9 protein-coding genes are annotated in these 13,550 nt (G+C 39.6%); 2 read left to right on the forward strand and 7 right to left on the reverse strand.

From position 1 onward, the window contains the following. Positions 1 to 3: 3 nt before the first annotated feature. The 7 genes from DWZ33_RS13285 to DWZ33_RS13315 form a co-directional block, all read right to left on the reverse strand. The gene (locus DWZ33_RS13285; protein WP_118455168.1) at positions 4 to 2,586 is read right to left on the reverse strand and encodes an EAL domain-containing protein; all 2,583 of its coding nucleotides are present in this window, start codon (positions 2,584 to 2,586) and stop codon (positions 4 to 6) included. Between the two features lie 329 nt (positions 2,587 to 2,915). Beyond that, positions 2,916 to 3,656 carry a tRNA threonylcarbamoyladenosine dehydratase gene (locus DWZ33_RS13290; protein WP_118455170.1) on the reverse strand — a complete coding sequence of 247 codons (741 nt, stop codon included), beginning with the start codon at positions 3,654 to 3,656 and terminating at the stop codon, positions 2,916 to 2,918. Between the two features lie 77 nt (positions 3,657 to 3,733). Continuing rightward, complete coding sequence (locus DWZ33_RS13295; protein ID WP_118455172.1) at positions 3,734 to 4,588, reverse strand: metallophosphoesterase; 855 nt, start codon at positions 4,586 to 4,588, stop codon at positions 3,734 to 3,736. Positions 4,589 to 4,704: 116 nt separating this feature from the next. Continuing rightward, the gene (miaA, locus tag DWZ33_RS13300) at positions 4,705 to 5,625 is read right to left on the reverse strand and encodes a tRNA (adenosine(37)-N6)-dimethylallyltransferase MiaA (protein WP_118455287.1); all 921 of its coding nucleotides are present in this window, start codon (positions 5,623 to 5,625) and stop codon (positions 4,705 to 4,707) included. 3 nt (positions 5,626 to 5,628) lie between these two features. Beyond that, entirely contained in the window at positions 5,629 to 7,587 is a 1,959-nt protein-coding gene (mutL, locus tag DWZ33_RS13305; RefSeq protein WP_118455173.1) for a DNA mismatch repair endonuclease MutL, read from the reverse strand. Between the two features lie 13 nt (positions 7,588 to 7,600). After that, on the reverse strand, positions 7,601 to 10,138 hold the full coding sequence (mutS, locus tag DWZ33_RS13310; protein ID WP_118455175.1) for a DNA mismatch repair protein MutS: 2,538 nt from the start codon (positions 10,136 to 10,138) through the stop codon (positions 7,601 to 7,603). Positions 10,139 to 10,210: 72 nt separating this feature from the next. Then, on the reverse strand, positions 10,211 to 11,806 hold the full coding sequence (locus tag DWZ33_RS13315) for a PTS sugar transporter subunit IIBC family protein (RefSeq protein ID WP_118455177.1): 1,596 nt from the start codon (positions 11,804 to 11,806) through the stop codon (positions 10,211 to 10,213). A 65-nt stretch (positions 11,807 to 11,871) separates the two neighbouring features. Between DWZ33_RS13315 and DWZ33_RS13320 the strand changes: the two genes are divergently transcribed. Continuing rightward, entirely contained in the window at positions 11,872 to 12,297 is a 426-nt protein-coding gene (locus DWZ33_RS13320) for a GNAT family N-acetyltransferase (protein WP_022939405.1), read from the forward strand. Continuing rightward, positions 12,294 to 13,514 (forward strand): FtsW/RodA/SpoVE family cell cycle protein, encoded by a 1,221-nt coding sequence (locus DWZ33_RS13325; protein ID WP_118455178.1) that lies wholly within the window; start codon positions 12,294 to 12,296, stop codon positions 13,512 to 13,514. The genes DWZ33_RS13320 and DWZ33_RS13325 overlap by 4 nt, the downstream gene beginning before the upstream one ends. The last annotated feature ends 36 nt before the right edge of the window (positions 13,515 to 13,550 follow it).

A 13,550-nucleotide genomic window follows, 5' to 3' on the forward strand; every position in this document is an offset into this window, starting at 1 on the left:
CATTCATCCTTCTTTCCAAAAACAACAGCTGCCTCTGTTTTCCTTTTTAGCCTGAAGCAGTGCCTGATCAGCTTTTTCCAAAACATCACTAAAAATATCCAGCTCTTCCATAACGGCAGCACCCGCTGAACATGACCATGTATATTCATTTTTAATACACTTGTTATTACTTGCGGTACAGATTTCATGACCCAGCTTTTCAATACCTTCAGCGGATGTCTGAGTAGCCACGATGACAAATTCATCGCCGCCGATTCTCGCCAGTAAATCCTTTTCGCTTGTGCAGGCACGAAGAATCATACTGAACTGAGTCAATTCCTGATCACCCGCGCGGTGTCCGCATTCGTCATTATGATTATTAAGATCATCAAGATCAAAAATAAATACCGCTGCTGGCAGATCTTTTTTATTTAAGCTGCGGACTGCATTTTCAAGACCGTGACGATTTAACAGACCTGTAAGATGATCCTTATAGGTGGTTTCCTGCAGCTCACGGATTTTGCGCTGTGCCGCCGCGTCACGAACAGACCGCTGTACGCGTTTTAATAAGCTGTCCATATTATGCGGTTTAGCAATATAATCATCAGCCCCGCTGTCCAGCGCCCGGCTTTCCAAATCAGCATTAGCTGATGATGACGCAATGACCGGCAGATTCCAATACTGCTTCTCACTCTGTATAAAATTGATAATTTTAAAACCATCATCATTCGGCAAAGTTAACGACACTACAAGGCCTGCCGTATTCGGATGATCTTCAAGATAACCGAAGGTCTCTGTACTATTATTTGTATCAACAATCTGATAAGAACCCCGCAGTGCTTTGCGGATATTCTCGCAATAAGTTTTATCTTCATCAGCAATCAGCAGTACCGGCAGCTCTGTCAATATTTCACAGACATCGTCCAGTTCGCTTTCAGCATCTTTGCGACTATCCGCAGATAAAAGCTTTTCAAATTCAAGTTTTGGTAAAGGCCGTGCGAAATAATAACCCTGCACATAGTCACAGCCTATTTCACTCAAGCGGCTCAGCTGATCCTTTGTTTCAACACCCTCAGCAACAACACTGACATGCATCCAACGAGCCAGATCAATAATAAATTGCAGAATCCCCTGACTGTTTGGTTTTGCCGTTTCATTCTGGATAAATTTCATATCCAGCTTTAAAATATCGATCGGCATTTCATTCAGCATATTCAAAGAAGAATAACCGCTGCCAAAATCATCCATTTCGATAATAAAACCTAACTCACGCAAATGGGTTACAGTATCAATGATTTGTTTAGGATTTTCCGTATAGGCGCTTTCTGTAATTTCTAAATGCAGCCGTGAAGGCGCTAAACCATACTTATTAATAATTTTAATTAAAATATCAGCCAAATCAGCATTATAAATATCCGCTCTTGATACATTGACGGATACTGAAATCGGAGTAAAACCACGATCATCCCATTCCTTAATCAAAGCGCATGTTTTATCCCATACATATTGATCCAGTTTCGTAATAAAACCATTTTTTTCAAATAAAGGGATAAATTTATCAGGCGGCTGAAAACCAAGCTCAGGATGAATCCAGCGAACTAACGCTTCCGCACCAACTAAATTTTCATCCTTGATACGATACTTTGGCTGTAAATAAACCAAAAACTGTTCCTTAGCCAAAGCGTCTTCCATACTGTCAGTAATAGCCTGATCTTTTAATAATTCATTACGCAGCTTATCATCATATACAGCAAAATATTTACCATACTGACCTTTAATGCTGTGAGCAGCCAATAGCGCGCGGTCACACATCTGTTCAACCGAAACACTGATGTCTTCAATATAATAAATACCCCACTTCATCACAATATTGCGTACTTCTAAAAAATTATTTACCTCAGTGCTGATTTCACTGAATAATTCATTGGTATAAATATTGTTATGTTCTAAAAGACACGCAAAACGATCGGAATTAAGCCGTCCGCAGATGCCGATATTATTCACTCTTGTTTTATACATATCAGCGATACCGCGCAATAAGCGGTCACCGGCCGGGATACCAAATACATCATTAATTAATTTAAAATTTTCAACATCCGAACAGATAATATCATATTTACGATCCGGGTTACGCAGCAGAATTTCTTTTACACGCTGATAAAAGAATGCCTTGCTGTAAAGACCTGTCAGCTGATCATACTGAATCTGATTAATCATTGCGGCTGTTTCTCTAAGATTGATGATACTCGCTACACGATGCAGAATAATCTGTGGTTTATATGGCTTCGCTACAAAATCCGTAGCGCCATGAGATAAAGCGGCAACCTCATCAGATTCGCCGTCATTTTGTGTTGTAACAATAACAGGAATAAAAGAATAAGAAGGATCAGCTTTCATGATAGAAAGAAAAGTATAGCCATCCATGACTGGCATTACAATATCTAAAAGGATCAGTGAAATTCCTTCACCGTATTGTTTAAGCTTCTTTAATGCTTCTTCGCCATTTTCTGCTTCCAATACATCATAATTGGAATCAAGTATCTGACAAAGCAAGCTTCGATTCAGCTCATTATCTTCAACAACCAAGACCTTCCTTCTTGAAAACATGCAATGTCCCCCTTTGTTCCTTGAATTATACAGGATACTAGTACAAACGGATTTGAAGAAAAAAAAAGTTAACTTATCCATGTCCATCAACTGTCAATTTTCATGGTTCTGTATTAAATTCAGCGACATTCTTATATGGTCTAATTCTATCATAGAGCTGATAAAAAGGCAATTCCTTTCAAAGCATAAGCCCTTGACTATCAGCTATTTAGAAGCTTTTTAAAAGATTGTCATGGATTTTTAAATGATTCAGTAAGAAAAAAAGAGATGAAACAAATCACCTCTTATAAGTTAATAAAAATTCTGTAATTTTACTGATAAAATCTGCATTACACTATTTTTATTTCTGCCTTTTTCATAAGCTCCCGCACCACATAACTGCCGGCACTTAAACCAGCCGCTGCCGGTACAAAGGATGTACTTGCCGGCGGCATTTTCTCTTTTCGTGTCTTACCTTCTTCATTGATTACCCGTGTTTGAGTAATCGGCAGTTCTTTTGAAAAGATTACCGGTATTTTACCTTTAATGCGGCGTTTGCGGACGATATTGCGCATAACCTTAGCCAGCGGATCATTTGCGGTTTTCATTAAATCACAGATTTCAATCTTAGTCGGATCGAAACGGTTAGCCATACCCATACTTGAAATAAAAGGTATATTTCTTGCTTTGCATGCTTCAATTAAATCCGCTTTGCTGGTGATTGTATCGATACAGTCAATAACAAAATCAATCGGCTGATCAAAAATTTCATCATTGACTGCCGCTGAGTAGAATAAGGGTTTTTCAATTACCTTACAGTCCCGGTTAAAAGAATGAATCCGTTCTGCCATCACCTGCGTTTTAGCTTTTCCGATCGTTGTATATACGGCATGAATCTGGCGATTCAAATTACTTTCCGCGACGGTATCCGCATCAACCAAAATCAATGTGCCGATGCCTGAACGCGCCAGACTTTCCGCGGCAAATGAGCCGACACCGCCAACACCGGCGATTAATACACAAGCATCATTTAACGTTTTGATACCCGCTTCGCCGATCAGCAGTTCAACCCGCTGCAAAGCCTCATTCATTTAACGGTTTCCTTTCTTCTTTAAATTGGCTAAAAGCCATGCTAACGCATTCAATAATCGTGTGCTATTGTTCATCTTCAGTCCTCCAATATATAACATGTTTCGGCGATTTCTGCCTTGGCATCTAAAATATGCTTCCATTGATAGTTATATCCAAGCGATACATTAACAATACGGATACCTTCAATTTCTTTTGACATCCGCATATGTGAATGCGCGCAGATATTCATCTCTACATCATATTTCTTAAACAATTCTAAAAAGCGGCTGCTGCCTAAATAATTGGCGGCAGTATTAAAATACGGGAGCCTCCATTTTTTAATACATTGCGGAGTTGGCAGCATATGTGTAACAACCATAATTTTCTTATTGGTTTTTTTGGCAGCGGCCAGCAGTCTTTCCAAACGGTCAAGACTTTCCTGAGTGCGTGCCACATCTAGTTTTTCATCAACAATATTACCGTCGATAAATTTACGGTCAGGCCAGCGGATAAGTGAAACCTTTTTCTTGCTGAGCTTTTGATAATCTAAGTTTGGATAGCTTGGATCAAAGGAAAAATCATACCAGCCGCATTCACCAAGAATGATCCAATTCTTTGTTTCAATCGGATGCGCTGCAAGACTTGTCTCATCCTGCATCAGCCGTTCAAAATAATGCTGTGATTCTTCCATGGTCTGAATACGCTCACCGGCCAGATTCTTTTTCAGTTCACAATAGAGTTCATGATTGCCGGGAATCTGCATTACCTTCGCGCGGCATGATTTCTGCAGCTGACGATAAAAATACAAAGTTTTCACTGCCCCAGTAGATGTATCACCGGCAAAGATCAGGATATCAATCTTATTATCCTCGCAAAATTCCGAAAAGCACTTAACAAAATCATGATGATGATTATAATCTTCATGTACATCCGCAATAAATGCAATCCGCATGCAATCACTTCCTTTGCAATATAATATACCACAAATCAACAAAATGGTCGAATTATGACACTTTTGATAGGATGATCAAAAAGAAAAAAGGGCTGTCATCCCTATGTTTATGATGCTTAACCCTTATTCGCAAGCCATTCTTTAACTCTGGCAAACAGCTTCTTATGCCAATCTTCATCGCCAATGTCAAACCATTCCACATGCATCTGATTGTTGAACCATGTATACTGCCGCTTGGCAAATTGTCTGGAATTCTTTTTGATTAATTCCGCCGTTTCTTCTACTGTCTGATTTCCCAGGAAATACTGCTTCCATTCTTTATAGCCAATCCCCTGCATACTTTGTAAATCCCAAACTGATTCATCATGAGGCTCAATCAGCTTACGAATTTCCTCCTCAAGTCCATCAGCGATCATTTTATCTACACGCAGATTAATCCGGCGATATAATTCATCACGGTCACAGGTTAAACCAAGTACCAGCGCATCATAGATTGGTTTATGCTGCTGCTGTTGCTCGGCATCGCTTTTCCGCTGACCAAGATGGGCACGCATTAAAGCTCGTTCCACCCGTTTGCGATTGTTTTTATGAATCGTGCCGCATGCTTTTGGATCTACAATCAAAAGCATATGATAAACCTCATCATTACTGCGTTCTTTTAAGAATGCACTGAATTCTTCATCAATTTCTTCTTCATGAAATTCATAGTCATAATAGAGTGATTTCAAATATAAGCCCGTACCGCCGACAATGATTGGCAGCTTGCTGCGCTGAGTCATTGAATGAATTGCCTTACGTGCTTCACTTTGAAAAATCATCACATTATATTCTTCATCAAAGTCGTAACAATCAACCAATTCATGAACGATGCCGTCAGCTTCTTCTTCACTGACCTTAGCGGTACCGATACTCATGCCGCGATAAACCTGCATCGAGTCACCGCTGATAATTTCACCATCAAAATATTTTGCTAATTCAATGCTGCACTTTGTTTTGCCGACACCAGTCGGACCAGCTAATATCAATATTTTTTCCATCATTTATCCTACCCGGTAAAAGTCCTTTTCCAACTGAGCGTCGGTGATGCAGATCATTGTAGGACGGCCATGCGGACAGTGAAACGGCTGCTCACATTTTTTTAAATCCTCAATGACCTGACGCATTTCATCCATGGTTAAAGCCCGGTTGAATCGAATACTTGAATGACATGCCAAGGAAGCTAACGCGGATTTACGCAGCTTCGCTTCTGATATTTCATTATTTTTTAAAAACAAATCAACTAGGTCATGAACAAAATAATTCAAATTTGTATTCTTAAGCCATAGCGGTATTTCACGGAGAATCACACTGTCTTCACCAAATAATTCCAACTCAATATGCATCGGTGAAAGCATCGCGTTAATATCCTCAAGCTGGACAATAGCCGCTGGTGTTAATTTAATCGTTTCAGGTATTAAAAGCTGCTGCATCATGACATCCTTTGCGAAAATATTCTTTTTTAACTGTTCATAATGATATTTCTCCTGCGCCGCATGCTGATCAATAACATACAAGCCCTTTTCTCCCGATGCCAGAATATAACAATTATGGAATTGTCCGATAACCGTTAATTCAGGAAATGATTCATTAACCTTATCAACCTGTTTAACGAGATCCTCCTGACTTGGAATACAAGCGTCTTTTTCTGGTTCAGGCAAAGGTTTTGAAGCTGGTTCGATTTGTACAGGCTCTGCCTTTTTCGCAAACTGCTGAAGCGGCACAAAAATGGAAGCTGATTCTTTTAACATTGGCTGAACCGGCTTTGGCGCTGAATCCTTTGGTACCATCGGCTTACTTTGTGCTTCATTTTTAGTGAAATCAGCGGTATAGATTGGATATGCCTCAGCCTCATTCATTTCAAAGCTATTCGCTAATTCTTTGTTTAATTGTACGGTCTGTTCCTTTTTCTCATCAAAATCAAATTTAGGCATTTCCGCAATGACTTTCTCTTTTACGGTTTTAACCTCACTGACCTGAAGCGCCTTTTTTAACCCTTCACTTAACGATAAATAAATCAGATTTTCACACTGTTTTTCTTTTGATAAACGAATTTCCCATTTTGAAGGATGCACATTGACGTCAACGAGCTGCGCGTCCATTTCAATATTCAGCACAACAATCGGGAAACGATCACTGGGCAGATAAGGCGCATATGCATCTTGAATCGCTTTTTGCAGGCGCATTGAACGCACCATTCGTTTATTGATATAAATCAGCATGTAATACTTAGTTGCCCGGTTGAAATTAGGCTGTGCCGCATAACCGCTGATAGTATAGTCGGCATCACTGTTTTCAATGCGGATAGCGCTTTTAGCGAGATCACGGCCATAAATCTGCATTAATACTTCCTGCAGATTGCCGCTGCCATTGGTTCTGAATGTCTCAACATCATTATGTACCAATCGAAAAGCAATATCCGGATTCGCAAAGGCAAATTTCTGAATGACATCAGAAATAAGTGAAAATTCATATTGCGGTGACTTCAAATGCTTAAATCTAGCCGGTGTTCTTTGAAAGAGATCACGGATATCAATCTGTGTACCCTTTGGTGCCGCAAAACGTTCATGCATCAGCTGTTTGCCATAGTGTACCTGAACCTTTGTCGATGAAGTTCCGTCACTTGTTAAAAGGTCAACCGCCGCCACAGATGCGATCGAGGGCAGTGCCTCTCCGCGAAAGCCTAAGGTATGGATATTCCACAGATCCTCATCTTTTTGAATCTTACTTGTCGCGTGACGTTCAAAGGCCATGCGGGCATCTTCAAAATCCATACCGATGCCATCATCAATAATTGTAATGCAGTCTAAACCGCCGTTGATGATTCTGACTTCAATTGATGAAGCCTTCGCGTCAATCGAATTTTCAACACATTCCTTAACAATACCCATCGGTCTTTCTACTACCTCACCGGCGGCAATCATATTCGTTAAATGCTCATTCATCGTATGAATTCTTGCCACGTGAAACACCTCCTCAGCGTTTTAATTTTGCTTTGATTTCATATAAATATGCCAATGCGTCACGCGCTGACATAGCATCTAAATCAACTGCTGCCAGCTGATCGCAGACATCACGCTCGATAATATATTCCTCTTTAGGAAATTGGAATTCACTGGCCGCTTCAAGATCAAGCGACTGCTGAGATTCCAAACCTGCCAATATCTGTTTTGCTCTTTCAAGCACTGATTCCGGAAGCTTCGCCAAACGAGCTACATTAATACCATAACTCTTATCAGCTCTGCCTTCATTCACTTTATACAAGAAGGTTACATGATCATTTTCTTCGTGTACTTCGACATGCAGATTCCGGATAGAAGGATATTTTTCTTCTAATGCGGTCAATTCATGATAGTGCGTAGAGAATAATGTTTTAGCGCCGATTTTCTGATCAATGTACTCCAGAATAGCATGAGCTAATGACATACCGTCATAAGTGGAAGTTCCGCGCCCAATTTCATCAAATAAAATCAGTGAATCTTTTGTTGCATATTTCAGCGCATTATTTGCCTCTGTCATCTCAACCATGAAGGTAGACTGGCCGCTCATGATATCATCACTGGCGCCGATGCGTGTAAAGATTTTATCAAAAATAGGCAGATGCGCTTTTTTAGCTGGTACAAAACAGCCAACCTGGGCCATGATGACAATGCATGCAAGCTGACGCATATAGGTTGATTTACCGCCCATATTAGGACCGGTAATCAGTACAATATCATTTGTTTCACTCATTTTTAAATCATTGGCGATATAACGGTTATTTTTTAACACTTTCTCAAGAATTGGATGTCTTGCGTCAACCAAGTCAATTTCATGGGTCTTATGGAACACAGGCCGAACATAACCGTTTTCATTTGATACAATAGCTAATGAATACAAAGCATCAATCATCGCCACTGCCGATGCCAGTTCATGAAGCTTTGGCAGATATGTTTTAATTTGTGAAATCAGCTGATTAAACAATTCGATTTCCATTCGGATACTTTTTTCCTGAGCATGCAGGATCGCATCTTCTTTTTCTTTTAATTCACTAGTTACATAACGTTCCGCATTCGTCAATGTTTGTTTGCGGATATAACCATATTCATCTTTTACTAAAGGAACATTCCCCTTGCTGACTTCAATATAATAACCAAACACACGATTATAACCAATCTTGAGATTCTTGATCTGTGTCCGTTCACGTTCCTTAGCTTCAAGCTCTAAAATCCAATCCTGCCCGGATTTACCGATACGCTTCAGTTCATCTAATTCAGCATTGTATCCTTCCACAAAGATATTACCGTCTTTGATACTGATCGGTGGATTCTCAACAAACGCACCGTCAAGCATCGTCTTTAATTCAGTACATGGATCAAGATTTTGGAGGTAGCTGTAAGGCGCGCAGTCGGCAAATGATCTTAAAACAGCCGGAATAGCCGTCAATGAATCAAAGAGTCTGACGCAGTCTTTGGGATTAGCACTGCCGTAAGCAATACGGGCGCATAAGCGTTCAAGATCATATACATTGGATAATTCTTCCCGAAGCTCATCCTTCAGAATGAAATTGCTGTTCAAATAATCGATTGCATCCTCGCGCTGTTCAATCTTCGCCTGATCAACAAGCGGATACTCAATCCAGCGGCGCAGCATTCTTGATCCCATAGCCGTCTGACAGTGATCCATAAAACTCCAAAGCGTTTCTGATTTACTTGAGGTTCTTAATGTCTGCGTTAATTCCAGATTCTGACGGGTAGAAAAATCCATCTGCAAGCTGTCTTCCTCATCAAGCAGTACAACTGGTGTCAGATGCTCCATCTTTTGTTTCTGTGTTTCATCCAAATAATTCGTAAGCAAACCAACCGCATGCTGAACGTGCGGGTTATCAATCGCTTCCACCAGTGACCGATATTCATCCTTAAGCTGAATATCATTAAACATAGATATTGTCACAGTTTCAAAATCCTCAATCAGCTTGATATATTTCTTATCAAAATTATTAGGCAGAATTACTTCACGAACATTACAGCTTAAACAGATCTTCTGAATACCCGCCGCATTGCGATCAAATAATTGCGCATGCATATCACCGGTAGTCATCTCACAATAAACAGCAGCGATGCCATATTGATAATCAATCAATGAAGCCAGATAAACACTTTCTTTCTCATTGCCATTTTCATCCATTACCGTACCCGGCGTAATAATTCTGATACAGCCGCGCTGCACGATACCTTTAGCCGTTGCGGGATCTTCCAGCTGTTCCACAACCGCAACCTTATATCCTTTCTGAGTCAGACGCAGGATATAACCATTCGCGGCATGATAAGGAATACCGCACATTGGCACACGTTCCTCAGCACCGGCATTTCTGCCTGTCAATACTAAATCCAACTCTCTTGATGCTGTTTTCGCATCATCGAAAAACATCTCATAGAAATCACCGAGCCGATAGAAAACAATGCAGTCCTGATACTTCTTTTTTTCTTCAAGATAATGCATCATCATCGGTGTATATTTTACTTCTTCTGACATTCTTACACCCTCATTTCACTTTCTCTATTATAACAAAATTACCTATTCAATGAAAGAAAAAAGGCCTTGGAATCAAGCCTCCTCAGCCTTATTATGTTTCCGTACGCGCAGCTTTTTGCGCTGATTTAATTCAGCCACCGATTTACTTCGGCGCAATATTTCATTACGGATAATCGTTGACATATTTCCCAAACGAATCAGATAACCGCCCTTCGCTTCCAAGATCAAATAAGCGCCATAACTCTGCAGGACAGCATAATCGATCAATTCGCGGTTTTTCAGTTCCACCGTCAATTTATCCGGTGTTGATTGGGCATCAATAATATTATCAATACCGCCCAAAGCATTAATAATCTCATTTGTTGTCTTTTCTTTATCAACAAATTGGAAGAGGCCGAAAGCATATTTACTAAAATAAGCTCTGGTCAGGAAAACAAATAAAATCGCGGCACCTAAACCGATAATCAACATTTTCATTAAGCTTGGCAAAACGTAGGCACTGCGGAAATACTGAATAAGATCTAAACCTGCACCCGGATTGGCAAATAAAAGTGCATCGCTGAAATTATAACCAATAATTACATTAAAGATATGCAGGAACGCATATAACAAACCAACGATTACAATATAGAAACCATATAACATCGGTGAGAGCAGCAGGATCAGAAATTCCGCCGGCAGCGGATTCCCGCAGAATACCGATATTAAGATAGCCAGTAAAAAGAAAAGCCAATAACGCCCGCGGTCTTTGCGGCTCGTACACAAACTATAATACGCGATATAAAAAGCCGGAATAATAAATAGGTTAATCACATAATAAGGTGTTATAAAACCACCGGTAGTCGTCGCCTGAACACCTTGTGCCTTTTGGGCTGTCCAGATAGCGACATCGCCAAAGAAATTTAACCCTACTTCATTCATCCATGTTCCGCCAGAACTTGTAAACCAGAAAATATTTCTTGGGATATCGACCAGTCCTAAAATAGCGCTTATTCTTTCAAACATGCCATACAGCATTAAGTTAATCGGATTCGTAATATCCTTGGCAATTAAGTCAAAGAAAAGGTTTAACCCTTGGATTATATAAGGCCATATAAATGCCAGTGCGACACCGCTGACCACACTTAATATCAGAATTGTGATTACTGCCCAAGCATCATGATCAATGAAGGAAAAGATACCATATACTGAATGATGGCGCGAATGCTGATAGCATTTCATCGTAATAAAATAACTGATAACTAATGAAAAAATACCCATATTATATGGATCTACAATCCCTGAACCGCTGATTGGCAAAACATCAAAGTTGATTGAAATACCTAAGACTTCCTTATAGAAATATGATGGAAATGTTGTATCAAAAAAGAAAGTCATGGATATATTAATCAACAGATAGGCAATGACACCTACAATAACCGGCACACTGTCTTCAAATTTCTTTGATAAAACTTTTAAATATACCAGCACAGGAAAAATATTAATCAGAAAAGCACCTATATATCGAAACATTTCACTGGCACGAATGATGTTTTGATTCGTAACTGACCATAAAAATGCTACATTAGGATTGATTATTGCGCTGCCGACCCCTAACAAAACGGTTGCTAAAAAGAGGATTTTTAACGGAAATTGCATAAATTCTAATAAAGAATGCCATTTTGACATACCATCACCTCTTCATATATGATACCATTATTATAGTTTCTTATCAAACAGAAAGGAGTTGTTTTATGAATCTGAAAATTGCCGAAAACCAATCTGATTTCTTTTCATGCATGCTCATTCGATCCCGGGTATTCATGATTGAACAGAATGTTGATATCAGTCTTGAGCTTGATGAAGAAGACAAGACATGTACTCATTATTGTCTCTATGATGATGAAGGAAAAGCTGTTGGAACATGCCGTGTTCTGAAGCATGGTGATGTTGCACATCTTGGCCGAGTTGCTGTTTTAAAGGAAGCTCGAGGCCATGGCTATGGAGCTTATATGCTTAAAGAAGTAGAAAAGCATTGCCGAAAGCTGGGTTATAAAAAAATCGAGCTTGGTGCACAGCTTCACGCACTGCCATTTTATGAGAAACAAGGTTATCATGCTTATGGAGATATTTTTCTCGATGCGGATATCCAGCACCGAATGATGGTGAAGGAACTATGAAGCAGGAATTATCCAGAGTAAAGGAACCCAAACGTTTTGATTTCATATTAGCCAGTATTATCGTTGTCATGATTCTGACCAGTTTGCTTTCTATTTATTCTTCTTTAAAGCTGGTGCCGGCATCTTATGGCGGATATGGGTTAATCTTGAAACAGCTCATGTGGGCGGTTGTAGGTTTAGTTGCCATTATCGTAATTATGTACTTTGGCAATGATGCGCTTTATGATTTTATTAAAATCGTTTATTGGATCTTGCTTGTCATGCTGGTGGTTCTGTTCTTGGACATGATGTTTTGGAAAATTACCGGACGTCACTTCCCCGGCGGGTTGATTGAAGATATCAACGGTGCTGTATCCTGGTATCAGATACCGGGTATTGGAACCTTTCAGCCATCTGAATTTATGAAAATTGTATTGATTGTGAAAACTGCGCTCATCATAGATGAACATAACAAGGATAAAACAGAAGATACATACGAAAGCGATTTGAATTTATTTTATAAAATCATTAAAACATGTCTGGTGCCTGTATTATTAATTCTTTTACAGCCAGATACCGGTATTTGTATCATTATTTTTATCAGCATCGCAATCATGACTTTATGTTCAGGTGTACGCAAGGAATGGTTCACAATAGGATTGATTTTGGTACTGGTTGTCTGCGCGCTGTTTTTCTATCTCTATTTATTTCAACGCCCGTTCCTTGAACAATTCATTGCTTCCTATAAGCTGAAACGATTTGATGGTTGGATCTATCCGGAAAAGAATTACATCGATGAAGGTCATCAGCTGTATACTGCATTGTTGGCTTTAGGATCAGCGGGTTTGACAGGCATCGGTCTGCAGCCGGACACGATTTTCATCGCTGAAGCGCATACTGACTTAATCTTTGTTGTTTTTGGTCAAAGCTTTGGACTCATCGGCGCATTGTTTATTTTGATTTTATGTTTTGCGCTCGATTTTAAATTGTATACGATTACGATACAATCTAAAAATCCAATTGAGAAATATATGATCTGCGGATTCCTTGCCATGATGGTATATCAGCAGATTCAAAATATGGGAATGGTCGTTGGTTTACTGCCAATTACCGGCATAACGCTCCCCTTTATTTCTTATGGTGGTTCTTCACTGCTCTCTTACTTCATCGTTATCGGTTTAGTGATGAATGCCAGTGCTAAAGCAAAGAAATTATCTGATTACGTTTATTCCGATTAAAAAAGATCTGTCATGGAAATAGCTTCTGAAACTGTT

Source organism: Dielma fastidiosa, assembly GCF_003475485.1.
GTDB lineage: Bacteria > Bacillota_I > Bacilli_A > Erysipelotrichales > Erysipelotrichaceae > Dielma > Dielma fastidiosa.